22 protein-coding genes are annotated in these 23,023 nt (G+C 70.4%); 17 read left to right on the top strand and 5 right to left on the bottom strand.

The window, feature by feature from the left end; translation table 11 throughout:
* Positions 1-376: 376 nt before the first annotated feature.
* From B8W67_RS17680 to B8W67_RS17650, 6 genes are all read left to right on the top strand, one after another.
* Complete coding sequence (locus B8W67_RS17680; RefSeq protein WP_069391700.1) at positions 377-1,642, top strand: aspartate kinase; 1,266 nt, start codon at positions 377-379, stop codon at positions 1,640-1,642.
* Positions 1,642-2,691 carry an aspartate-semialdehyde dehydrogenase gene (locus B8W67_RS17675; protein ID WP_085305350.1) on the top strand — a complete coding sequence of 350 codons (1,050 nt, stop codon included), beginning with the start codon at positions 1,642-1,644 and terminating at the stop codon, positions 2,689-2,691. Before B8W67_RS17680 ends, B8W67_RS17675 begins: the two co-directional genes overlap by 1 nt.
* A gap of 58 nt (positions 2,692-2,749) precedes the next feature.
* Positions 2,750-3,871 carry a DUF4185 domain-containing protein gene (locus B8W67_RS17670; protein ID WP_069391757.1) on the top strand — a complete coding sequence of 374 codons (1,122 nt, stop codon included), beginning with the start codon at positions 2,750-2,752 and terminating at the stop codon, positions 3,869-3,871.
* 404 nt (positions 3,872-4,275) lie between these two features.
* Positions 4,276-4,800 (top strand): hypothetical protein, encoded by a 525-nt coding sequence (locus tag B8W67_RS17660; RefSeq protein WP_069391697.1) that lies wholly within the window; start codon positions 4,276-4,278, stop codon positions 4,798-4,800.
* A gap of 227 nt (positions 4,801-5,027) precedes the next feature.
* Positions 5,028-5,990 (top strand): alpha/beta fold hydrolase, encoded by a 963-nt coding sequence (locus B8W67_RS17655; protein ID WP_234806811.1) that lies wholly within the window; start codon positions 5,028-5,030, stop codon positions 5,988-5,990.
* A 13-nt stretch (positions 5,991-6,003) separates the two neighbouring features.
* Positions 6,004-6,810: a 1-acyl-sn-glycerol-3-phosphate acyltransferase gene (locus B8W67_RS17650; protein ID WP_085305348.1), complete on the top strand. Its 807-nt coding sequence runs from the start codon at positions 6,004-6,006 to the stop codon at positions 6,808-6,810.
* A gap of 7 nt (positions 6,811-6,817) precedes the next feature.
* Here B8W67_RS17650 and fadD12 read toward each other — a convergent pair whose 3' ends face one another.
* Positions 6,818-8,455: an acyl-CoA ligase FadD12 gene (gene fadD12 / locus B8W67_RS17645; RefSeq protein WP_085305356.1), complete on the bottom strand. Its 1,638-nt coding sequence runs from the start codon at positions 8,453-8,455 to the stop codon at positions 6,818-6,820.
* A gap of 206 nt (positions 8,456-8,661) precedes the next feature.
* Between fadD12 and B8W67_RS17640 the strand changes: the two genes are divergently transcribed.
* The 9 genes from B8W67_RS17640 (at position 8,662) to egtD (ending at position 17,503) form a co-directional block, all read left to right on the top strand.
* Positions 8,662-10,098 (top strand): WS/DGAT/MGAT family O-acyltransferase, encoded by a 1,437-nt coding sequence (locus B8W67_RS17640; protein WP_069391695.1) that lies wholly within the window; start codon positions 8,662-8,664, stop codon positions 10,096-10,098.
* Positions 10,099-10,165: 67 nt separating this feature from the next.
* Complete coding sequence (locus B8W67_RS20630; RefSeq protein ID WP_085305346.1) at positions 10,166-10,507, top strand: hypothetical protein; 342 nt, start codon at positions 10,166-10,168, stop codon at positions 10,505-10,507.
* A 91-nt stretch (positions 10,508-10,598) separates the two neighbouring features.
* Positions 10,599-12,050, top strand: coding sequence for a catalase (locus B8W67_RS17630; RefSeq protein ID WP_069391754.1), 1,452 nt, complete (start codon positions 10,599-10,601; stop codon positions 12,048-12,050).
* A gap of 33 nt (positions 12,051-12,083) precedes the next feature.
* Complete coding sequence (locus B8W67_RS17625; protein WP_174254751.1) at positions 12,084-12,512, top strand: organic hydroperoxide resistance protein; 429 nt, start codon at positions 12,084-12,086, stop codon at positions 12,510-12,512.
* Between the two features lie 2 nt (positions 12,513-12,514).
* Positions 12,515-13,165, top strand: coding sequence for a sensor domain-containing protein (locus B8W67_RS17620; RefSeq protein WP_069391692.1), 651 nt, complete (start codon positions 12,515-12,517; stop codon positions 13,163-13,165).
* Positions 13,166-13,261: 96 nt separating this feature from the next.
* Positions 13,262-14,542 (top strand): ergothioneine biosynthesis glutamate--cysteine ligase EgtA, encoded by a 1,281-nt coding sequence (egtA, locus tag B8W67_RS17615; protein WP_069391691.1) that lies wholly within the window; start codon positions 13,262-13,264, stop codon positions 14,540-14,542.
* Positions 14,542-15,849, top strand: a complete 1,308-nt coding sequence (gene egtB, locus B8W67_RS17610; RefSeq protein ID WP_085305354.1) for an ergothioneine biosynthesis protein EgtB — start codon at positions 14,542-14,544, stop codon at positions 15,847-15,849. Before egtA ends, egtB begins: the two co-directional genes overlap by 1 nt.
* Complete coding sequence (gene egtC, locus B8W67_RS17605; RefSeq protein WP_085305344.1) at positions 15,849-16,538, top strand: ergothioneine biosynthesis protein EgtC; 690 nt, start codon at positions 15,849-15,851, stop codon at positions 16,536-16,538. The genes egtB and egtC overlap by 1 nt, the downstream gene beginning before the upstream one ends.
* Positions 16,538-17,503: an L-histidine N(alpha)-methyltransferase gene (egtD, locus tag B8W67_RS17600; protein ID WP_085305342.1), complete on the top strand. Its 966-nt coding sequence runs from the start codon at positions 16,538-16,540 to the stop codon at positions 17,501-17,503. The genes egtC and egtD overlap by 1 nt, the downstream gene beginning before the upstream one ends.
* A gap of 13 nt (positions 17,504-17,516) precedes the next feature.
* Here egtD and B8W67_RS17595 read toward each other — a convergent pair whose 3' ends face one another.
* Together B8W67_RS17595 and B8W67_RS17590 are read right to left on the bottom strand one after the other, a co-directional pair.
* Positions 17,517-18,200, bottom strand: a complete 684-nt coding sequence (locus B8W67_RS17595) for a class I SAM-dependent methyltransferase (RefSeq protein ID WP_069391688.1) — start codon at positions 18,198-18,200, stop codon at positions 17,517-17,519.
* Between the two features lie 10 nt (positions 18,201-18,210).
* Positions 18,211-18,981, bottom strand: coding sequence for a class I SAM-dependent methyltransferase (locus B8W67_RS17590; protein ID WP_085305340.1), 771 nt, complete (start codon positions 18,979-18,981; stop codon positions 18,211-18,213).
* Between B8W67_RS17590 and glpK the strand changes: the two genes are divergently transcribed.
* Complete coding sequence (gene glpK, locus B8W67_RS17585) at positions 18,960-20,537, top strand: glycerol kinase GlpK (protein WP_174254790.1); 1,578 nt, start codon at positions 18,960-18,962, stop codon at positions 20,535-20,537. The two genes, B8W67_RS17590 and glpK, sit on opposite strands and share 22 nt — an antisense overlap.
* Positions 20,534-21,226, top strand: a complete 693-nt coding sequence (locus B8W67_RS17580) for an HNH endonuclease family protein (RefSeq protein WP_109561826.1) — start codon at positions 20,534-20,536, stop codon at positions 21,224-21,226. Before glpK ends, B8W67_RS17580 begins: the two co-directional genes overlap by 4 nt.
* Before the next feature lie 31 nt (positions 21,227-21,257).
* Here B8W67_RS17580 and B8W67_RS17575 read toward each other — a convergent pair whose 3' ends face one another.
* Positions 21,258-21,917 carry a sensor domain-containing protein gene (locus B8W67_RS17575; RefSeq protein WP_085305338.1) on the bottom strand — a complete coding sequence of 220 codons (660 nt, stop codon included), beginning with the start codon at positions 21,915-21,917 and terminating at the stop codon, positions 21,258-21,260.
* Between the two features lie 180 nt (positions 21,918-22,097).
* Complete coding sequence (locus B8W67_RS17570; RefSeq protein WP_069391685.1) at positions 22,098-22,808, bottom strand: PadR family transcriptional regulator; 711 nt, start codon at positions 22,806-22,808, stop codon at positions 22,098-22,100.
* Positions 22,809-23,023: the final 215 nt, after the last annotated feature.

Here is a 23,023-nt window from a genome sequence, read left to right as displayed (position 1 = left end):
GTCGGGCGGGGCCGAGGGGGTGTGGATCGCGCGGACGCCCGGACCGCCGGTGAAGGCGTCGGGGCCGGGGGTGGCGTCGGGAGTGGGCTGAGAGCGCTGAGAAGAACGTGTCACGGTGATTGCTCCGGGTTGGTGAGGGGGATCTCCGACCGGCGCATCGCGAACACCCGCGACGGGAGGCCGGTCTCGGTCAGACCCCGCCGCGGCGTTCCAGGAGGAGCACCCGCGCCATGGGTCCCAGTCTAGCGCGCCGGTGGCGACGGGAGAAACCGCTGCGCCGGGGGCGGGCATCGACGCCGCCGCACCCGGCGGGTCGCCGCCCTCTATCCTGGGCTGTGCCCGTCTATGCCCGCCGTTGGCTCCAGAAAGGATTCTTGTGGCACTCATCGTGCAGAAGTACGGCGGATCGTCGCTGGCGGACGCCGATCGGATCCGGCGGGTCGCCGAACGGATCGTCGAGACCAAAAAAGCCGGCAACGACGTGGTCGTGGTGTGCTCGGCGATGGGCGACACCACCGACGACCTGCTCGACCTGGCCCAACAGGTCTGTCCGGCTCCCCCGGCCCGGGAGATGGACATGCTGTTGACCGCCGGGGAACGCATCTCCAACGCGCTGGTCGCGATGGCGGTGGAGTCCCTCGGGGCGCAGGCCCGCTCGTTCACCGGTTCGCAGGCCGGGGTGATCACCACCGGCGCGCACGGCAAGGCCAAGATCATCGACGTCACCCCGGGACGGTTGCGCTCGGCCCTCGATGAGGGCCAGATCGTGCTGGTCGCCGGTTTCCAGGGGGTGAGCCAGACCACCAAGGACGTCACCACGTTGGGCCGCGGCGGGTCGGACACCACCGCGATCGCGTTGGCGGCGGCACTGGACGCCGATGTCTGCGAGATCTACACCGACGTCGACGGCATCTTCAGCGCCGACCCGCGGATCGTGTCCAACGCGCAGCACCTGGACCGCGTCACCTTCGAGGAGATGCTGGAGATGGCGGCCTGCGGCACGAAGATCCTCATGCTGCGCTGCGTCGAGTACGCCCGGCGCTTCAACATCCCGGTGCACGTCCGCTCGTCGTACTCGGACAAGCCCGGCACCCTCGTTACCGGATCGATCAAGGACATCCCCATGGAAGACCCCATCCTCACCGGCGTCGCCCACGACAACAGCGAAGCGCAGGTCACCGTCGTCGGGATCCCCGACACCCCCGGCTACGCCGCCAAGGTGTTTAGGGCGGTCGCCGACGCCGACGTCAACATCGACATGGTGCTGCAGAACGTCTCCAAGGTCGAGGACGGCAAGACCGACATCACCTTCACCTGCCCGCGGGCCGACGGGCCCACCGCGGTGGACAAGCTGGAGTCGATGCGCGACGAGATCGGCTTCTCCCAGGTGGTCTACGACGACCACATCGGCAAGGTGTCGCTGATCGGCGCCGGGATGCGCAGCCACCCGGGGGTGACCGCCACGTTCTGTGAGGCGCTGGCCGACGCCGGGGTCAACATCGAGTTGATCTCCACCTCCGAGATCCGCATCTCGGTGCTCTGCCAGGACACCGAACTGGAGACCGCGGTGCGCGCCCTGCACGAGGCGTTCAACCTCGGCAGCGTCGAGGAAGCCACCGTCTACGGCGGGACGGGACGCTGATGGGCGCCGTGACGTTGGGGGTGGTGGGCGCCACCGGCCAGGTCGGTCAGGTGATGCGCACCCTGCTGGCGGAACGCGACTTCCCCGCCGAGAAGGTCCGGTTCTTCGCCTCGGCCCGCTCGGCGGGCCGGCGGCTGCCGTTCCGCGGCGCGGAGATCGAGGTCGAGGACGCCGAGACCGCCGACCCGACCGGCATCGACATCGCGCTTTTCTCCGCCGGCGGGACGATGTCGAAGGTGCAGGCGCCGCGGTTCGCCGCGGCCGGCGCCACCGTGATCGACAACTCCTCGGCGTGGCGCAAAGACCCCGAGGTGCCGCTGGTGGTGGCCGAGGTGAACTTCGACCGCGATGTGGCGCAGGCGTGGCCGCTGAAGAAGGGGATCATCGCCAACCCCAACTGCACCACCATGGCCGCGATGCCCGCGCTGAAGGTGCTGCACGACGCCGCGGGGCTGCGCCGCCTCATCGTCTCGACCTATCAGGCCGTCTCCGGCAGCGGGCTGGCCGGGGTCACCGAGCTGGCCGATCAGGCCCGCGCCGTGGCCGACGACGCCGAGAAGCTGGTCTACGCCGGGGATGCGGTGGACTTTCCGGCCCCGAACACCTACGTCGCGCCGATCGCCTACAACGTGGTGGCGATGGCCGGCTCGGTGGTCGACGACGGCTCCGGGGAGACCGACGAGGATCAGAAACTGCGCAACGAGAGCCGCAAAATCCTCGGCATCCCCGAGCTGGCGGTCAGCGGCACCTGCGTGCGGGTGCCGGTGTTCACCGGCCACAGCCTGTCGATCAACGCCGAGTTCGACCGGCCGATCTCCCCACAGCAGGCCACCGAACTGCTCGAGCATGCCCCCGGGGTGAAGCTGGTCGACGTGCCCACCCCGCTGGCCGCCGCCGGGGCCGACGAGACCCTGGTCGGGCGGATCCGCACCGACCCGGGAGTGCCCGACGGGCGCGGCCTCGCCTTGTTCCTGGCCGGGGACAACTTGCGTAAAGGGGCGGCGTTGAACACCATCCAGATCGCCGAACTGCTGGCCGCACGTCACTGACGAGCGCGCGGTGAGCTCGGCCCGGCTGCGAGGTGCCCGGTGGCGGCGCCGCTGGACGCTGACCGCTCCGGCGGCGCTGCTCGCCGCCGTCCTGCCGGTCGTCCCGGCCGCCGCGGAGCCGGCCCAGCCGCTGCCCGAGCCGTGGGCGCCGCCGCTGGCCCCCGGGCAGGTGATGCGCATCGGGCCGGCCGCCGGCACCGGCACCCCCACCCGCGACTACGGCATCGGCGCCACCGATCTCTGCGAGTTCATGGAGTTCCCCAGCCGCATGCTGCAGATCTGCGGGGACAGCTTCGCCGGTCCGGGCGTCGGCTTCGGCGGCTGGTACTCCCCCGTCGCACTGCATGTGGACGCCGATTCGGTGGCCGACCGCGACGGGGTGCGCTACACCGGGGTGACCGGCGTGTTCGAGCCGCTGCTGGCCGACGCCGCCCCACCGGGAACCTCCCAGCTGCCGGCCGGGGTGGTCGAGATCAACCGGCGCAACTATCTGCTGGTGACCACCACCAGCCGGCTGATCCCGCAGTCGTCACGGCTGGTGGCCGCCGACGCGGCGACCGGCGCCTGGCCGACGGTGCCCGGTTCGCTGCGCGCCGCGGCCTACCAGGAGGGTGGGCAGACCCAGATCAGCGGCTACTACGACCCGATCCCCACCCCGGAGTCGGCCACCGGATGGGTCTACATCGTGGCGAACAACTTCGACCGGACCGGCCCGCTGCGGCTGTACCGGGTGGCGCCGCAGGCGTTCACCGACCGGTCCCGCTGGCAGGGCTGGGACGGCGACCCCGGTGGCGGCTGGGGGCGGGCGCCCACCCCGCTCTGGGGCGATCAGGTCGGCGAGATGAGCGTCAAACAACTCGACGGCAAGACGGTGCTGTCGTATTTCAACGCCAGCACCGGCAACATGGAGATCCGGGTGGCCAACGACCCGACCGGGCTGGGCACCGCCCCGGTGACCACCGTGGTGCAACACGCCGACTGGCCGGCCTACCCGGAGCCGGTCGACGCGCTGCCCGCCCCCACCGACAACCGGCTCGCCCAGCCCTACGGCGGCTACATCGCGCCCGGCTCCACCCTCGACGAGGTGCGGGTGTTCGTCAGCCAGTGGAACACCACCACTCGTGACCGCAGCCCGTATCGGGTGATCCAGTTCGCAGTGAACCCGTTCAAGCCCTGGTAGAGACCCTATTTTGTGCGCTCGGTCCGCGGTGGGGCCGCAGGAGCCCGTGCGGATCGCGATGAGCGGATCGGCCCTCGGCCGACACGACCGTTACGTTTCGTGACCTGAGTGCACGGGGTGTGAGGGGTCTGGGACAAAAGAAAATGGCACCGTGATCGCTAGGGAAACGGTCGCGCGTATGGGGACATCTCCGACGTGGGGACGGTATCGTTGGCAATGGTGCGCGTGTCGGGGCGTGCTGATCGGATGGGAGCCATGATGGGCAAGGTTGACGCTATGCGGCGCCAGGTCGACGTGACGCACGTCAAGCGTGGGCAGTTGGCGGCAATCACCCGGCTCCGACCGGAACCGTCACAGCGCGCACAGGAGGCGATCGCTCGCGTGGCAGCACGTCGCGGGAAGCGGTGACGGAGCACTACCGTTGCATCCCCTTGCTTGAGACCCACTACACCGACTACTTCTCCTGCGGCCACGACGACGGCATGGACCGCTGGTTGGATCGGCGGGCGCGCACGGACCAGAACCTGGGTAAGTCTGCAACGCACGTCTGGGTCGATGACGGCGACTGCGTGGTCGCCTACTTCACTCTGCTTCAAACGACGATTCGGGAGGGGCCCGACCGCTTCTTTGCTCGGATTCGTCCGCCGGGTTTTCCACGGGACCGCGAACTTCCGGGAATCTTGATCGGAAAGCTTGCGCTCGATCAATCGCTGCAGGGGCGGCGGCTGGGGATGGATCTCATCGCCGAGGCGTACGTGACCGCCTGCGAGGCGGTCACGCTCATCGGCGGAGTGGTTCTGGTGGTCGATCCCATGAACGGCCGTGTCGGGGAGATCTACCGAGAGTTCGGATTCAAAGAGGTCGAGGGCAGCGATCGCCTGGTGCTGAACTTTCGGGAGTTCAACAAAGGCGTCCCGTTGGACGGCTGACGGGGAGTCGACGGGCAGGCTAAAACTGGCCACCCTCCACTTTCCTGATACAAGCGCTCTGGGCTAGACGCGGGCGTGTCGCCGGTCCGCAGTGGGGCCGCAGGAGATCTGCGAGCACCGATCTGCCGCCAACAACACCCCTGAACTGTGAGAACAGGCGGAATCGACATTTGTCGTTGTTGCTAAACACCCCGGAAATCATTCGCAGTGAACCCGGTCAAACCCTGGTGAGGCTCCCCCGCGGGGTGCCGCGGCTGTGGTTCAATGAGCGAATCGACGTGATCGCCGGCCTGCGCGGCCTCCCCGAGGCGCTCCTGGCAGCCAAGCTGCCCGGAGCCGGTGCCGTGGGCCCGCGTCCGAATGGACGGACCCTGGAGTTGCCCGGCCGGGGCAGCACCTACGTGGTCGACACCGGCCCGGTGCCCGGCGGGCCCACCTTCCTGTTGCTGCACTCGGTGGCCTGCACCGGGATGCTGACCTGGTATCCGTCGCTGGAGATGCTGCGCCGACTCGGCCGGGTCGTGATCTTCGACCAGCGCGGGCACGGCGCGGGAATCCCGGCCGGCCGGGTGCTGCTGGAGGACTGTGCCGACGACGCCGTCGCCGTCGCCGACGCCCTCGGCATCGACACCGTCATCCCGGTCGGGTTCTCGATGGGCTCGCTGGTGGCCCAGCTGACCTGGCAGCGTCACCGTGACCGGGTGGACGCGCTGGTGTTGTGCGCCGCGGCCGCCACCTTCGCCGAGGCCGCCCCGATGCGGCTGGGCACCAGCCTGTTCGCCGCGCTGCTCGACGCGTTCACTCCCCGCCCGGACCCCGCGGCCGCCCCGGTACCCGGATGCGACACCGCCACCGCCAACGACGTGCGCTGGGCGCTGGCGGAGTTCCGCGCCACCGCGGTGCCGGGGATGCTGCGGGCGCTGGCCGAGATCGTCCGGTTCGACTCGCGCCCCTGGGTGAACAGGATCGACGTGCCGACCGCGGTGGTGGTCCCCACCCGCGACCGGGTGATCTCCCCGCGTCATCAGCGCTGGCTGGCCGAGCAGATCCCCGCGGCCACCACGGTGCCGGTCGTCGGGGGCCACGCCTGCTGCACCCTGCAGCAGGAGGCGTTCGTCGCCGGACTGCGCACCGCGGTGACCACGGTGGTCGACCGACTGCCCGCCGCCGCGGCGGCCGCGGCCAGCTGAGCCCGCCGCGGCCATGCCCGCAGACGAGCACGCCGCCCGCAGGTGGCTGGCGCTGCGCGACCCCGCCTACATCGGCCGGCTGATGCCGCTGCTGCGCCCCGCGGTCAACGGCTATTTCCGCTCCGAGGTGCACGGCATGGACACCGTTCCCGACGGCGGGGTGCTCATGGTCTCCAACCACTCCGGTGGGCTGGTCCCGATGGACGTGCCGGTGGTGGCGCTGGCGTTCTACGACCAGTTCGGCGCGCAGCGCCCGTTTCACGTCCTGGCCCACGACGGTCTGATGCTGGCCGCCAAATCGCTGCTCGGCCCGGCCGGGTTCCTTCCGGCCAGCCGGGCCAACGCCCTGGCCGCGCTGCGCGCCGGGGCGACGACGATGGTCTTCCCCGGTGGCGACTACGACGTGTTCCGACCCACCTGCGCGGGTGCCACCATCGACTTCGCCGGGCGCACCGGCTATGTGCGCACCGCGCTGGAGGCCGGGGTGCCGATCGTGCCGGTGGTCACCATCGGCGGCCAGGAGCAGTTCCTGATCCTCAGCCGCGGCGAGGGGCTGGCCCGCGCACTGCGCCTGGACAAGCTGCTGCGGCTGGGGATCGCACCGGTCATCGTCGGGTTCCCGTTCGGACTGACCTCCGGGTTCGTGCCCAACCTTCCGCTGCCGGCCAAGCTGGTGACCCAGGTGCTGCCCGCGGTGTACCCGGTCGAGGAGTTCGGCGCCGACCCCGACGTCGACGCCGTCGACGCGGCGATCCGGGCGCGCATGCAGATCGCCCTCCACGAGTTGGCCCGCCGGCGGCGTTTCCCGGTGCTGGGCTGACCGCCGGCTAACCGCCGTCGGGCCCGACCATCCCCAGCAGTTCGGCGCGCACGATCTTGCCGGTGGCGTTGCGGGGCAGCTCGGCGAGCACGGTGATCTCGCGGGGCACCTTGTAGCCGGCGAGGTTGTCGCGGACATGCTCTTTGAGGTCGTCCACCGTGGCCTGCGCCCCGGGTTCGAGGACGACGAAGGCGACCAGCCGCTGGCCGAACTGCTCGTCGTCGACGCCGAGGACCGTGGCCTCGGCCACCGCGGGATGGGCGGCGAGCACCTTCTCCACCTCGATCGGGTAGACGTTCTCCCCGCCGGAGACGATCATCTCGTCGTCGCGGCCGACCACGTACAGCCGCCCCGCCGCGTCGAGGTAGCCCATGTCGCCGGAGGCCATGTACTCGCCGTGGAAGTCCTTGGTGGTGCCGGAGGTGTAACCGGAGAACCCGGTGGTGTTGCGCACGAAGATCTGCCCGACCTCCCCGGTGGGCAACTCGCGCAGCTCCGCGTCGAGGATGTGGATCTCGGTGCCCTCGGCGGGCCGGCCGGCGGTGTCGGGCGCGGCACGCAGATCCTCCGGGGTGGCGGTCGCGATCATGCCCGCCTCGGTGGCGTTGTAGTTGTTGTAGATGACGTCACCGAACTCGTCCATGAACGCGGTCACCACCTCCGGGCGCATCCGTGAGCCCGACGCGGTGGCGAATCGCAGCGAGCGCCCGCTGTAGCGTCGCCGCACCTGCTCGGGCAGCTCCATGATCCGGTCGAACATCACCGGCACCACACACAGCCCGGTGGCGCGGTGCCGGTCGATCATCGCCAGCGTGGCCTCCGGATCGAACTTGCGGGTGGTGACGATCGTGCACGCCAGCGACGCCGAGAGCACCAGCTGCGACCAGCCCCACGCGTGGAACATCGGGGCGACCACCACCGTGGTCTCCTCCGCGCGCCACGGCGTGCGTTTGAGCACCGCCGCCAACTCCCCCGGTCCCCCACCGGACCGTTTGGCGCCCTTGGGGGTTCCGGTGGTCCCGGAGGTGAGCAGGATGAGGTTGCCCTTGGCGGCGAGCGGTCCCGGACGCCGGCCGGTGTGCGCGGCGATGAGCCCCGCCACACTCGGTGTGCCGGCGGGCGGCTGCTGCTCGGTCCAGGCGAGGATGCGGGTGGTCTGCGGGCGCTGCGCCACAGCGCGGTCCACGATCCCGGCGAACTCCTCGTCGTAGATGAGCACCTCCGGGGCCTCGCGCTCCACCACCTCGGCCATCGCGGGGCCGGCGAACGAGGTGTTCAGCAGCACGACGTCGGCGCCGATCCGGTTCGCCGCGATCAGCGACTCCACGAACCCGCGGTGGTTGCGGCACAGGATCGCCAGCGCCCGCGGCGTCCCGCCGGGCAGCGCCTGCAGCGCCGCGGCCAGCGCGTCGGCGCGTTCGTCGAGTTCACGCCAGGTCAGCGTGCCCAGTTCGTCGATGAGGCCCGGGCGGTCCGGGCAGCGCCGCGCCGCACCGGCGAACCCGGAGGTCGACGCCATCTTCTCGCGGCGCATCGCCGCGACCATCCGCACGTACCTGTCCGGGCGCAGCGGCGCGATCATGCCCGCCCGCCGCAGCGTGCCCACCAGATCCGCGGCGGCCGCCAGCCGCTCGGTCACGCTCATGCCGGCCGCCGCCACATCGCCTGGCTCACATCGCTCCCTCGTCGCTGGGTCCACGGTGCCCGAAATGGTACCGGGGAGCCCCCACCGGCACCGGGGGATTCGGTGGCGGGTGCGGCCGCGACGAACCCGCAGCCCCCGCGGCGGTCGAGCGGCTACATTTGGCATTACCGGCTGGCACCTGCTGGCGTGTCCGAACGAGGTGAACGATGAAACGGCTCCACGGCATGGATGCGCTGCTGCTGTACACCGAAACCCCCACCGTGCACACCCACACCCTCAAGATCGGGGTGCTCGACGTGGCGCAGTTCGGCGGCGAGTTCAGCTTCACGGTCTTCCGCGACCTGTTGTGGCGGCGGCTGCACCTGTTGGAACCGTTCCGCTACCAGTTGGTGCCGGTTCCGGGACGCCTGCACCACCCGGTGTGGCTGGAGAACGCCGCCATCGACATGGACTACCACGTGCGCCGCGCCGCGGTCCCCTCCCCCGGTGGCCGCCGGGAGCTCGACGCACTGATCGGACAGATCGCCAGCACACCGCTGGACCGCAACCGCCCGCTGTGGGAGATGCACGTCGTCGAGGGCATGGCCGACGGTTCGCTGCCGGTGATCGTCAAGATCCACCACGTCCTCGCCGACGGCGTGGCGTCGGGAAACCTGCTGGCCCGCGCCATGGGGTTCACCGGGACCGCCGCCGACGAACGCACCCCGGCCCCGGCGGCGATCCCGCCGTCGGCGGCAGAGCTGCTGTGGGCCGCGGCCCGCGATCATCTGCGACTCGTCGCCAACCTGCCCCGGCTGCTGGTCAGCGCGGGGACCGGGGCGTGGCGGCTGTGGCGGGCGTCGCGCGCCCGCGGCCCGAACCCCGACATCGCGGGACTGCTGTCACCGGCACCGACATTCTTCAACCACGCCATCACATCGGGACGCGAATTCGCCAGCGCCACAGTAGCATTGACTGACATCAAGCAGACCAGCAAGCAACTCGGCGTCAAGATCAACGACCTGGCGCTGGCCACCACCGCCGGTGCGCTACGGGAACTGCTGTTGCGCTACGACGGCCGGGCGGACCGGCCGCTGATCGCGTCGGTTCCGGCCAGCCTCGACAGCGACCCCGACCGGGTCGCCGGCAACGAACTGGGCGCGATGAACGTGTCGCTGCCGGTGCACGTCGACGACCCCCTCGAGCGGGTCCGGTTGACGGTGCTGGGCACCGGAATAGCCAAAGAGGAGTTCACCCTCCTGGGACCGGAACTGATCAAGTCGCTGTTGGAGTATCTGCCCCCGGCACTGGCGCCGGCCATGTTCGGCTGGCTGTCGCGCCGTACCGGGCAGAACAAACTGCAGAACCTCACCGTGTCCAACGTTCCCGGCCCGCGCGAGCGCAGCAACGTCGGCGGGGCGATGCTGCGGGAGTTCTACTCGGTGGGGCCGCTGCTGGCCGGCAGCGGGCTGAACATCACGGTGTGGAGCTACGTCGACCAGTTGAACATCTCGGTGCTCACCGACGACCACACCGTGCGCGACCCGCATGAAGTCACCGACGCGATGGTGCACGCGTTCACCGAGATCCGTCGGGCCGCCGGACTGCCCGGAGCACTGACCCCGGTGACCACCGCACTGGCCGCGGCTCCCGCGGTGGCATGACCGGTGACGGCGTAGGGATCGACCTGTAAAGGGTGCGCAGCGACGGGGATGCGGGCATGATGACACCATGACCGACACACCTGAACCTTCGTCCGGAGCGCCCGCCGCCGCGCCCGCTCCGGCGCCCCGGGAGAAGCCCAGCCGGCTCTACCAGGCCGCGGCCTGGGTGGTGATCGTGTCCGGGGTGGTGTTCACCGCCTCGGTGATCTTCTTCTCCGGCGCCGCACTGACCCATCGCGACCATCACCACGGTCACCATCACCACCACGGCCCGTCGCCCTGCATGATGCACCACAAGGACCACAAGGACCGTGGCCACGGCCCGTCCGACAACCGCGGCCCGTCCGACAACCGCGGCCCGTCCGATGCGGTCAAGCCACCGCCGCCACCGCCGCCGCCGCGGCCGTAGCGCCGGCGCACGGTGTCGCTGACGTGACGCCTAGCCGCGCCGCGCAGTGCTCTGCACTCAGCCCACATCCGCTCGCGCCGAGGAGGTTTCGTTGACCGAGCCGAAGTTCACCACCACCGACGGGGGCAGCCCCGCACCGAGTGACGACACGTCGCTGACCGTGGGTCCCGACGGCCCCATCGTCCTGCACGACCACTACCTCATCGAACAGATGGCCAACTTCAACCGGGAGCGCATCCCGGAGCGCCAACCGCACGCCAAGGGCGGCGGCGCGTTCGGCCACTTCGAGGTCACCAACGACGTGAGCGCCTACACCCGCGCGGCGGTGTTCGCGCCGGGGTCGCGCTGCGAGACGCTGATCCGGTTCTCCACGGTGGCCGGCGAGCGGGGCAGCCCCGACACCTGGCGCGATCCCCGGGGATTCTCGCTGCGGTTCTACACCCCCGAGGGCAACTTCGACATGGTCGGCAACAACACCCCGGTGTTCTTCATGCGGGACCCGATGAAGTTCCAGCACTTCATCCGCTCCCAGAAGCGGATGCAGGCCTCCAACCTGCGCGACCACAACATGCAGTGGGATTTCTGGACGCTGTCACCGGAGACCGCCCACCAGGTGACCTGGCTGATGGGCGATCGCGGCATCCCCAAGTCGTGGCGGCACATGAACGGCTACTCCAGCCACACCTACAGCTGGATCAACGCCGACGGCGAAATCTTCTGGGTGAAATACCATTTCATCACCGATCAGGGCAACGACTTCCTCCCCCAGGCCGAGGCCGATCGGCTTGCCGGCACCGATGGCGACTACCACCAGAGAGACCTCTACACCGCGATCGAGGCGGGGGAGTACCCCAGCTGGACGCTGAAGATGCAGATCATGCCGTTCGAGGACGCAAAAACCTACCGGTACAACCCGTTTGACCTCACCAAGGTATGGCCGCACGCCGATTACCCGCTGATCGACGTCGGTCGGCTGACCCTCGACCGCAATGTCACCGACTACCACACCGAGATCGAACAGGCCGCGTTCGAACCGAACAACACGGTGCCGGGCACCGGGCTCAGTCCCGACAAGATGCTGCTGGCCCGGGGGTTCTCCTACGCCGACGCCCACCGGGCGCGGCTCGGGGTGAACTACAAGCAGATTCCGGTCAACGCTCCGACCGCACCGGCGAACACCTACTCCAAGGACGGCGTGATGCGTATCGCCAACGTCGCCGACCCGGTGTACGCACCGAACTCCTACGGCGGCCCGGTGGCCGACCCGGCGCGCGCGGCCGAGGTCCGCTGGCACACCGACGGTGAGCTGGTCCGGCAGGCCTACACGCTGCGCGCCGATGACGACGACTTCGGCCAGGCCGGATCGCTGGTGCGCGACGTGATGGACGATGAGCAGCGGAACCGTTTGGTGGACAACATTGTTGGCCACGTCAGCGGTGGAGTCCGTGAGCCGGTGCTGTCCCGGGTGTTCGAGTATTGGCGCAACGTCGATGCGGATCTGGGTGCACGGGTCGAAGAGGGCGTGCGGGCCAACCTCGGCTGACAGCGGTCGGGGTGGCCTGGCATGATCGGACCCATGAGCATTGATGTCGTATTCACCTCCACCTCCACCGCGACCGGCGGCGGCCGCAACGGCCATGTGAAGTCGTCGACCGGCCGTATCGACCTCGACACCCGCCACCCCGAGGCGATGGGCGGCGACGGGCAGGGCACCAACCCCGAGGAACTGTTCTCCGCGGCGTACGCGGCCTGTTTCCTCGGGGCGCTGCGGCTGGTGGCCGGCAACGCCGACGTCACCCTCGACGACGCCACCGAGGTCACCGCCGAGGTGGGCTTCGGCAAGGACCCGGCCGGAGGGTTCGGCCTGACCGGCAAGATCGTCGGCTACCTGCCCGGCCTGGACCAGGCCGCCGCCGATGACCTGGTGGCCCAGGCCCACCAGGTGTGCCCGTACTCCAAGGCGACCCGCGGCAACGTCGCGGTCGACGTCTCGGCCAAGGTGTAGCCGTGCGGGCCGCCACGGCGCTGGGCGCGGCCGCCGCGGCGGTCGCCGTCGGGCTGCTGTGCGGCCCGCCGGCGGGCGCCGCACCGTCGGAGCCGGGAGTGGTGTCCTACGCCGTGCTCGGCAAGGGCTCGGTGGGCAACATCGTCGGCGCCCCGATGGGGTGGGAATCGGTCTCCGGCCACCCGGTCCAGACGTTCTGGGTGGACAACCCGATCTGCAACAACTGGGCCGACATCGGGTTGCCGGAGGTCTACAACGACCCCGACCTGGCGTCGTTCAACAGCGCGGTCACCCAGACCGCCGCCGACGATCAGACCCATTTCGTCAAGCAGGCGGTCGGGGTGTTCGCCACCACCGACGCCGCCGAGCGGGCCTATCACCGGGTGGTCGACCGCACCGTCGGCTGTTCGGGGCAGACCACCGCGATGCACCTGGACACCGGGGCGACCCAGGTGTGGAGCTTCGACGGCGGCCCGGCCGGACCCGCCGATGCGGCGTGGACCAAGCAGGAGGCCGGGGTCGACCGGCGCTGCTTCAGCCAGACCCGGCTGCGGGAGAACGTGCTGTTGCAGGCCAAGGTCTGTCAGGCCGGCAACGGGGGCCCGGCGGTCGATGTCCTCGCCGGGGCGATGCAGAACAGCCTGGGCCAGTGACCCGGCGGCCCGGGACAGCTGCGGAATAGACAGACCGGATCCGGGGTAGTGGAACATAGATCCTCACCACACCCGACACCCGGAACGGTTGCGCTCATGAGCCCAGCGAACCCCGCGGCGCGCACTGTCGCCGCGCCCGAGGACGCGGCTGAACTCGACGGATCCGCCGGGGCGGCGGCCTATCTGACCGACCGCTGTCTGACCGACGGCCCGGCCGGACGGGTGGGTTTGGAGATCGAGGCGCACTGCTTCGATCTGCAGGCGCCGCGCCGGCGTCCCGACTGGGCGCAGATCAGCGCGGTGCGCGCCACGCTGGGCCCGCTGCCCGGCGGCAGCGCGGTGACCGTGGAACCCGGCGGGGCGGTGGAGCTGTCCAGCCCCCCGCTGGCGGGGGTCGGCGCGGCCATCGACGCCATGGCCGCCGACCAGGCGGTGCTGCATGCGGCGTTCGCCCGCGCCGGGCTGGCGCTGGTGGCGTTGGGCACCGACCCGCTGCGCCCGACACGGCGGATCAACCCCGGACAGCGTTACCTGGCCATGGAACGGTTCTTCGCCGCCAGCCAGACCGGCGAGGCCGGCGCGGCGATGATGACCGCCACCGCCTCGGTCCAGGTGAACCTCGACGCCGGGCCCGCCAGCGGATGGGCCGAGCGGATCCGGCTGGCGCACGCGTTGGGCCCGACGATGGTGGCGATCGCGGCGAATTCGCCGCTGCTCGGTGGGGCGTTCTCCGGCTGGGTCTCCACCCGCCAGCGGGTGTGGAGCCTGCTGGATGCGGCACGCTGCGGGCCGATCCTCGGCGCCGACGGCGACGATCCGCGCACCGACTGGGCCCGCTACGCGCTGAAGGCACCGGTGATGCTGGTGCACACCCCGCAGGCCGTGCCGGTCACCCGCTACGTGCCGTTCGCCGACTGGGTCGACGGGCGTGCGCTGCTCGACGGGCGCCGCCCCACCACCGCCGACCTCGACTATCACCTGACCACGCTGTTTCCTCCGGTGCGTCCGCGCGGCTGGCTGGAGATCCGCTACCTCGACGCGATGCCCGCCGCGATCTGGCCGGCGGTGGTGTTCACGCTGGTCACCCTCCTCGACGAGCCGGAGCTGTCCGGGCCCGCCGCCGCGGCGGTCGCCCCGGTCGCCACCGCCTGGGACACCGCCGCCCGGGTCGGGCTGGCCGACGCGCGGCTGCATGCGGCCGCCACCGCCTGCGTCGCGCTGGCCGCCGAGCGGGCTCCGGCGGCGCTGGCGCCGTCGATGGCAGCGCTCGTCGACGCGGTCGCCTGCGCCCGCTGTCCCGCCGACCGGTTCTCCGAACAGGTCATCGACCTCGGTCTCGAACCGGCGCTGCGCCGCCTCGCCGCGGAGGTGTGCTGATGGTCGACACCGCGTGGCTCGCCGCCGCGCTCACCCGTGCACGCGAACGCACCCTGGCGCTGACCGATTTCGACGACGCCGAGCTGCGCCGCCAGTACAGCCCGCTGCTGAGCCCCCTTTTGTGGGACCTCGCGCACATCGGCCAGCAGGAGGAGCTGTGGCTGCTGCGCGGCGGCGATCCCGCCCGCCCGGGGCTGCTACCGGCGGAGGTGACCGACCTCTACGACGCGTTCACCCATCCGCGCGCCGGACGGTCGGCGTTGCCGCTGCTGTCGCCGTCGGCTGCCCGGCGGTATCTGTCCGCGGTGCGCACCGAGTCTCTCGCCGCTCTGCAAGGCGTGCGCGACGAGCGTGCGGCGTTCGTGTTCGCGATGGTGCTCAGCCACGAACACCAGCACGACGAGACGATGCTGCAGGCCCACAACCTGCGGCCCGGCGCTCCGCTGCTGGATGCCGGTGCAGGATTGCCGCCCGGGCGCCCCGGGCTGGCGGGCACCTCGGTGCTCGTCGACGCCGGGCCGTTCGTCCTCGGCGTCGATGCCGCCCCCGGGCCCGCCGGCCCCGCTGAGCCCTATGCCCTGGACAACGAACGCCCCGCCCACGTCGTGGAGGTCCCCGCCTTCCGGATCGGCCGGGTGCCGGTCACCAACGCCGAATGGCAGGACTTCATCGACGACGGCGGCTACGAGCAGCGCCGCTGGTGGTCGGCGAACGGGTGGCAACACCGCTGCGAGGCCGGGCTCACCGCCCCGCAGTTCTGGGGTGACGACGGCACCCGGGTCCGTTTCGGCCACCGCGAACCCCGCCCGCCCGACGAGCCGGTCTGCCACGTCAGCTACTTCGAGGCCGAGGCCTACGCGGCCTGGGCGGGGGGACGTCTGCCCACCGAGGTCGAGTGGGAGAAGGCCTGCACCTGGGATCCGCAGACCGGCACCCGGCGGCGCTGGCCCTGGGGTTCGCAGCCCCCGTCACCGCGCCACGCCAACCTCGGGGGTGCGGCGCGGCGGCCCGCGGCGGTCGGCGCCTATCCCGACGGGGCGTCGGCCTACGGGGTGGAGCAGCTGCTCGGCGACGTGTGGGAGTGGACCAGCTCTCCGCTGCAGCCGTGGCCGGGGTTCAGCCCGATGATCTACCGGCAGTACTCCGCACCCTTCTTCGGGCCCGACCACCGGGTGCTGCGCGGCGGCTCCTGGGCGGTCGCCCCGGAGATCCTGCGGCCCAGTTTCCGCAACTGGGACTACCCGATCCGCCGGCAGATCTTCGCCGGACTGCGGGTGGTCTGGCCGGCCGGCGGGCAGGCGCGCTGATGTGCCGGCACCTGGGGTGGCTGGGCCGGGCGGTCAGCCTCGCCTCGCTGGTCTGCGACCCGCCGTCGGGGCTGCTGGTGCAGTCCTACGCGCCGCGGCGCCAGCGCCACGGACTGCTCAACGCCGACGGCTGGGGTGTCGGGTTCTTCGATGACGGCGTGCCGCGCCGGTGGCGCAGTCCCGCGCCGTTGTGGGGCGACGCGTCGTTCGCGTCGGTGGCTCCGGCGCTGAGCAGCCGATGTGTGGTGGCGGCGGTCCGCTCCGCGACGGTCGGCATGCCGATCGAGGCGAGCGCCACCGCCCCGTTCAGCGACGGTCGCTGGTTGCTGTCGCACAACGGGGTGGTGGATCGCAACGCTTTGCCGTCGTCATCGTCGGCGGAATCATCTTGTGACAGTGCGGTGTTGGCGGCCACCATCTTCGCGCGGGGAGTCGGCCGCTTGGCCGACACGATCGTCGACATCGGCACAGCTGACCCGGATGCACGGTTGAACATCCTGGCCGCCAACGGATCCCGCATCCTGGCAACCACGTGGGGAGACACGCTGTCGCTGTTGCAGCGCCCCGACGGGGTGGTCGTGGCCAGCGAACCCTATGACGACGACCCGTGTTGGCGTGATGTTCCCGACCGGCATCTGGTCGAGGTCACGCTCGACGGCATCAGCCTGACCCCGCTGGAAGGATCGTGATGGCGGTTTCACTGGCCAACTACCTCGACGCCGACAGCGGCCACGAAGCCCTGCGCCGCGATGTCGGTGACGGCCTGCGGTGCACGCCGAAATCTTTGCCGCCCAAATGGTTTTACGATGCGGTCGGCAGCGATCTGTTCGACCGCATCACCCGGCTCCCGGAGTACTATCCGACCCGCGCGGAGGCGCGGATCCTGCGCGACCACGCCGACGACATCGCGGTCGCCAGCGCCGCCGACACGCTCGTCGAGTTGGGCAGCGGGACCTCGGAGAAGACACGGCTGCTCCTGGCGGCCCTGCACCGGTCGGGCCGGCTTCGCCGGTTCGTCCCGTTCGACGTGGATGCCGGGGTGTTGCAGAGCGCAGCGGCCGGCATCGAAGCGGAGTTCGACGATTTGACGATCGACGCGGTCTGCGGGGATTTCGAGCGGCACCTCGCGAAGATCCCGCCCGGAGGCCGGCGGCTGTTCGTGTTCCTGGGCTCGACGATCGGCAATCTCACCGCCGAACCGCGAGCGGTGTTCCTCACCGAATTGGCGGGCGTTCTCGCCCCGGGCGATTCCCTTCTGCTCGGCACCGACCTGGTCAAAGACCCCGGCCGGCTGGTCCGCGCCTACGACGACGCCGCCGGGGTGACCGCGGCGTTCAACCGCAACGTGCTGGCGGTGATCAACCGGGAACTGCACGCCGATTTCGCCCTCGACGCGTTCGCGCATCGGGCGCACTGGAACGCCGCAGCCGAACGGATCGAGATGTGGCTGACGTCGCTGCGCGATCAACAGGTGCACATCGCCGACCTCGGCCTGCGGGTCGAGTTCGCGGCGGGGGAGGAGATGCTCACCGAGGTGTCGTGCAAGTTCCGTCCCGAGGCGGTGGCCGCCGAACTGCAGGCGGCGGGTCTGCATCCGCTGCGCTGGTGGACCGACGACGCCGCGGATTTCGGTGTGACGCTGGCGGGCCGCTGACCCGCCGGTCCGCTCAGCCGGCCTTGTGGGCGCGCAGCAGGAACGCCGGCATCTTCATCCGGCCCTTCTCGTCGGTGTCGTGCGGCGGGAACTGGGGCATGCCGGGGACATTGCCCGCCGGGGGCATGTTCGAATGGATGAACGCCGGACGGATCTCGTCGATCTCGAAGTAACGGCTCACCGCGGCGCGCAACTCGTCCTCGTCGACCTCGTTGGGTTTCTCCTCGAGTTCGGCGGGGAAGGCGCCCTTGGCGAACACCAGCACGTAGAACCGCGCGCCGGGTGCCGCGGCGCGGTGCACCGACGCCAGGTAGCCGTCCCGGCCCTCGACCGGGATGGAGTGGAACAGGGTGCTGTCCATGATCGTGGCGAACCGGCCGTCGTAGCCGTCGAAGTCGGTGATGTCGCCCTGCACGAAGCTGGCGTTCTGCAGACCCCGCTCGCGTGCGGCCGCGGTGGCCGCGGCGACCGCGGTCGGAGTCAGGTCGATGCCGACGACGGTGTATCCCTGCGCGGCCAGCGCCAGGGAGAGTTCGGCGACCCCGCAGCCCGCATCGAGGACGTCGCTGCGTACCTGCCCGTCGCGGATCAGCGCCGCCAGCTCCGGTTGCGGCTCACCGATATTCCACGGCGGCGGCCCCTCGAAGGCGCCTTCGCCCCGATACACGCTGTCCCAGTCCATCACCTCAGAAGCCATGGATTCGAGACTACCCGCGGCGGGCCGCGACGACGGTCTGCATGCCGCAGCCGACGTCGCGCACGGCCAGGTCGATGGCCGGGTCGGCGTGCGCGGCGAGGGTGCGCAGTGCGGCGGTGCTGTAGAGCCGCAGCGAACTGATCAGCGCGTCGTGCAGGTAGGGCACCAGCGGCGCCCACGGCAGCATCGTCGCCACCCGCAGCACCTGCAGCACCGCCGGGGGCCGGGCCGGCTCGATGAGCAGCAGCCGCTCGGCCGCCCGGGTCCCCTCGGCGAGCACCCGCGCCGCCTGCGGGGGCGGCAGATGATGGAAGCCCAGCGCGAACACCGCCAGGTCGAAGGCGCGATCGGGGGCGTCGATGGCGGTGGCGTCGAGCGCCCGCACGGTGGCCCGCGGGTGCCGGCCCAGCTCACCGGCGGCCATCGCGGCCACCGCACCCGGTTCCACGTCGGTGACGGTGACCTCGGCGGTCGGGTGCTCAACCAGCAGTCGCTGCGACAGGGCGCCGTGGCCGGCGCCGAGCTCCAGGATGCGGGGGTCGGGCACCTCGGCCACCTGGGCCAACGCCAGGCGAGCGAACCGGTCGTGGTCGCCCAGCAGCCCGCCGAGCAGCTCGAGTGACCGCAGGACCTGCCGTTTCTTGCCGTCGGCCCCGGCACCGGCCGGGCGGTCCAGGTATTCGGTACGGTCGGTCTGCAGCCAACGATCCAGGCAGGAGGCGCGGTACCCGCCGCGCGGCATGGTGGCGATGTCTCGGGATCCCGCGGCCATGTAGTCCATCATGGACGCCACGACCGAAGGAGCGACAGGTGGCCGCATCCGGTGACTACATCGCAGCGATCGACCAGGGCACCACCAGCACCCGGTGCATGATCTTCGACCGCAGCGGGGCCGAGGTGGGCCGCCATCAGCTCACCCACGAGCAGATCCTGCCCCGCGCGGGCTGGGTGGAGCACAATCCGGTCGAGATCTGGGAGCGCACCGCCGCCACCGTGATCTCGGTGCTCACCAGCACCGACCTGCAGCCCCACGATCTGGTCGCGCTCGGGATCACCAATCAGCGGGAGACCACGGTGGTGTGGAACCGCCGCACCGGCCGGCCCTACTACAACGCGATCGTCTGGCAGGACACCCGCACCGACCGGATCGCGTCCGCCCTGGACCGCGACGATCGCGGCCAGGTGATCCGCCGCCGCGCCGGGTTGCCGCCGGCCACCTATTTCTCCGCGGGCAAGGTGCAGTGGATCCTGGAGAACGTCGACGGGGTGCGCGCCGACGCCGAACGCGGTGACGCCCTGTTCGGCACCGTCGACTGCTGGCTGCTGTGGAATCTCACCGGCGGCCCGCGCGGCGGGGTGCACGTCACCGACGTGACCAACGCCAGCCGCACCATGTTGATGGATCTGGAGACCCTCGACTGGGACGACGAGCTGTTGGGGTTCTTCGGGATCCCGCGGGCGATGCTGCCCCGGATCACCGCGTCGTCGGCAGCGGAGCCGCACGGTCTGACCCTCCCCGACGGGCCGGTCGGCGGGCAGATCCCGGTCACCGGCATCCTCGGTGACCAACAGGCCGCGATGGTCGGTCAGGTGTGTCTGAGGGCCGGGGAGGCGAAGAACACTTACGGCACGGGTAACTTCTTGCTGCTCAACACCGGTGAGCAGATCGTGCGCTCGGAGAACGGTCTGCTGACCACGGTGTGCTATCAGTTCGGTGACGCCGCACCGGTGTACGCGCTGGAGGGATCGATCGCGGTGACCGGTTCGGCGGTGCAGTGGCTGCGGGACCAGTTGGGGATCATCAGCGGGGCCTCGCAGAGCGAGGACCTCGCCCGACAGGTTCCCGACAACGGCGGGGTGTACTTCGTGCCGGCGTTCTCGGGGCTGTTCGCCCCCTACTGGCGCTCGGATGCCCGCGGCGTGATCGTCGGGCTGTCGCGGTTCAACACCAACGCCCATCTGGCGCGCGCCACCCTGGAGGCGATCTGCTATCAGAGCCGCGACGTGGTCGACGCGATGGCGGCGGATTCCGGTGTGCACCTGGAGGTGTTGAAGGTCGACGGCGGGATCACCGCCAATGCGCTGTGTATGCAGATCCAGGCCGACGTACTCGGCGTGGAGGTGGTCAAACCGGTGATCGCCGAGACGACCGCGCTGGGCGCGGCCTACGCCGCCGGGCTCGCCGTGGGGTTCTGGCGTGACGCCGACGATCTGCGGGCACAGTGGCGTGAGGACACCCGCTGGCAGCCGCACTGGGACGACGAGCAGCGCGCCGCCGGCTACGCCGGCTGGCGAAAGGCGGTGCAGCGCACCTTGGACTGGGTGGATGTGTCGTGACGTCGCGGGCACGCACCCCGGCGCTGCTGGCGGCGGTGGTGGGGATCGCACTCGTCGGGCTGTGGTGGACCGGACGCGATCCGCAACCCCCGCCGGCGCCGAAACCGCCGGCGGGCGAAGCCGACTACGCCACCGCCCGTACCCAACTCGAGGAGCTGCCGGTGTCGCGCTGGGATCCGCGCCACGACTATCAGCGGTACCGGTTCGGCGACCGCTGGAGCGACGAGGTCGACGTCGAAGGCGGCCACAACGGGTGCAACACCCGCGACGACATCCTGCGCCGCGACCTGGTCGACGTGAAGTTGCGGTGGGGCACCTGCAAGGTGCAGAGCGGGATCCTGCACGACCCCTACACCGGGACCACGGTCGAGTTCACCCGCGGACCGCAGACCTCCGAGGAGGTCCAGATCGACCACATCGTGGCGCTGTCCGACGCCTGGTACAAAGGCGCCCGGGGCTGGGATGCACAGCGGCGGGCCGATTTCGCCAACGATCCGCGCAATCTGCTGGCGGTGAGCGGGCCCGCCAACTACGACAAGGCCTACCACGACGCGTCGGGCTGGCTACCGCCGAACACCGCGTTTCGCTGTGAGTTCGTCACCCGCCAGATCACGGTGAAGACGGCGTATCACCTGGCGGTGTCGGTCCGGGAGAAGGCGGCGCTGCACACGGTGCTGGACACCTGCTGAGACATCGCAATGATCCGCGCACGCCATCTCCTTAAACAACCTGGTTGACGTTTGCTGTGATCTGATCGGCGACCGATGTAGCGATCTGTGGTCCATCTTCACGGTGGCCGACGGTGACCTCGAACACGACGTTCTTCACCGCTCGCGCGGTCGTGGCGTAGAGCATGGCGTCGGGACCCGAGACCGCAGAGAAGCCCTTTTCATGCCACGCAGCACTTTCAGACGTGGCTGAATCGATCATTCTGTCAGGGTTTTCGCATGAGTTCACCGCGTCGAGCACCGGTTGAAACCCTTCTGTGGCCTTTGCTCGATCGGAATAGATTCCGATGCGCTGGAGCACATAGGTGTTCCCCACATCGCTGTATCGCACCTCACGGAAAGCCAGTGTCTCCGGTCCTATTTCGGGCAGGCGGCAATCTGGATCGGACTGGTCTGGTCGAGGCTGTGTGGCCACACCGTCGCCGTGAAGCGTGTCCCAGGGCTGGCCGTTGATAGTGACTTGCTCGATCGGTACGGTAAGCGCGTCGAGCTCCGTTGCGGCTACCGGCTGGCCCGGTCCCGGCGGGGCCGGGGTGTCGCCATACGATGGCGATTCAATTTTGGTGGTGCAGGCGGCCAGAATTATCGCCGTGCCGAACGTCGTTAGAAAACGCATCCACACCCCATCCATTCGGTTGGCCCGCCCAACCATGACGAAAGGCTAGTCCGGATCGGTCTCGGTCACGCGTTGAAAACTGTCGCAAATCGGCGCTAAGGACCGGCGTCTGGCGGACGTCCCCGGAAACTGACTCCGTTCAGGATCGTCCGCCAGACGCGCTACAGCGATCATGCGGTCAGAGCAGCATGGTCAGCAACAGCGTCGGGATGTTGATCAGTCGCTCTCGCCGAGGATGGCGTAGATGTCGCGGCGAGCGGCGTTGAGCACATCGAGGATGCGCTGCTGCTGGTCGGCGCCGGCGGCGTGGGCGGCCTGGGCGACCGCGCCCATCAGCTGGCCGACAGCGTTGCGCAGGCTCACCGCGGTGGGGTCCGCACCCTCGGTGATCTCGTCCCACGGGGCGGTGGTGATCGCCGCGGCGGCGTCGCGGCCCTCGTCGGTGAGGGTGAACAACCGCTTGCTGCCACTGGATTCCGCGCCGGTGATCAGCCCCTCGTCGGTGAGCAGCTGCAGCGTCGGATACACCGATCCCGGGCTGGGCCGCCAGAGTTCCTGGCTGCGCTCGGCGATCTGCTGGATCATCTCGTAGCCGTGCATGGGGCGCTCGGCCAGCAGCAGCAGGATCGCCGCGCGCACGTCGCCGCGCCGACCGCGCCCACCGCCGCGGCGCCCGCCGCGCCCGCCCGGGCCGAACCCGAAGCCGCCCGGTCCGGGACCGAACCCGAAACCGGGTCCGAAGCCGGGTCCGAACCCCGGGCCGAAGCCGGGGCCGGGGTGCTGGGCGCGCATCAGGTCACCGAAGGCGCCCCGGCCGCCGAAGCCGCGGTGCCCGCCGCGGCGATGTCCGTGCCCGCCGAGTCCGGGAGGCCGGAGCCCACCGAAGGGAAACGCGCCGGGGAACGGGGGAGGGAAAAAGGAGTTCATCGTCGTCTCGCTTTCGTGTTCAGGGGAAGCACGAACCGCTTCCGATATGACACGATATATCGGAAGCTATCGAGATGCAAGGATCGTCAGTTCGGCGGGACCAGCCCTTCGGAGGCCGGCGAACCGTCGGGCGCCGGGGGCGTAACCGCTGAGGCCGGGGGCGCTGCGAACGGGGGCGGCGGTGGCGCACCAAAGGCACCCGGCGGCGGGGCGTA

The sequence above is a fragment of the Mycolicibacillus koreensis genome, from assembly GCF_002104795.1.
In the GTDB taxonomy this organism is placed as follows: Bacteria; Actinomycetota; Actinomycetes; order Mycobacteriales; family Mycobacteriaceae; genus Mycobacterium; species Mycobacterium koreense.
Note: the sequence above shows the minus strand (reverse complement) of the source record. Positions and strands in the feature narration are given on the sequence as shown.

Excerpts from the sequence above, each read along its gene's own strand:
- egtC (WP_085305344.1), top strand. The coding sequence starts at position 15,849 with ATGTGCCGGCACCTGGGGTGGCTGGGCCGGGCGGTCAGCCTCGCCTCG.
- egtA (WP_069391691.1), top strand. The coding sequence starts at position 13,262 with ATGAGCCCAGCGAACCCCGCGGCGCGCACTGTCGCCGCGCCCGAGGAC.
- fadD12 (WP_085305356.1), bottom strand. The coding sequence starts at position 8,455 with ATGAGCGTGACCGAGCGGCTGGCGGCCGCCGCGGATCTGGTGGGCACG.
- B8W67_RS17575 (WP_085305338.1), bottom strand. The coding sequence starts at position 21,917 with ATGGTTGGGCGGGCCAACCGAATGGATGGGGTGTGGATGCGTTTTCTA.
- B8W67_RS20630 (WP_085305346.1), top strand. The coding sequence starts at position 10,166 with ATGACCGACACACCTGAACCTTCGTCCGGAGCGCCCGCCGCCGCGCCC.
- B8W67_RS17675 (WP_085305350.1), top strand. The coding sequence starts at position 1,642 with ATGGGCGCCGTGACGTTGGGGGTGGTGGGCGCCACCGGCCAGGTCGGT.
- B8W67_RS17570 (WP_069391685.1), bottom strand. The coding sequence starts at position 22,808 with ATGAACTCCTTTTTCCCTCCCCCGTTCCCCGGCGCGTTTCCCTTCGGT.
- B8W67_RS17625 (WP_174254751.1), top strand. The coding sequence starts at position 12,084 with ATGAGCATTGATGTCGTATTCACCTCCACCTCCACCGCGACCGGCGGC.
- egtD (WP_085305342.1), top strand. The coding sequence starts at position 16,538 with ATGGCGGTTTCACTGGCCAACTACCTCGACGCCGACAGCGGCCACGAA.
- B8W67_RS17590 (WP_085305340.1), bottom strand. The coding sequence starts at position 18,981 with ATGGACTACATGGCCGCGGGATCCCGAGACATCGCCACCATGCCGCGC.
- B8W67_RS17650 (WP_085305348.1), top strand. The coding sequence starts at position 6,004 with ATGCCCGCAGACGAGCACGCCGCCCGCAGGTGGCTGGCGCTGCGCGAC.
- B8W67_RS17595 (WP_069391688.1), bottom strand. The coding sequence starts at position 18,200 with ATGGCTTCTGAGGTGATGGACTGGGACAGCGTGTATCGGGGCGAAGGC.
- B8W67_RS17640 (WP_069391695.1), top strand. The coding sequence starts at position 8,662 with ATGAAACGGCTCCACGGCATGGATGCGCTGCTGCTGTACACCGAAACC.
- egtB (WP_085305354.1), top strand. The coding sequence starts at position 14,542 with ATGGTCGACACCGCGTGGCTCGCCGCCGCGCTCACCCGTGCACGCGAA.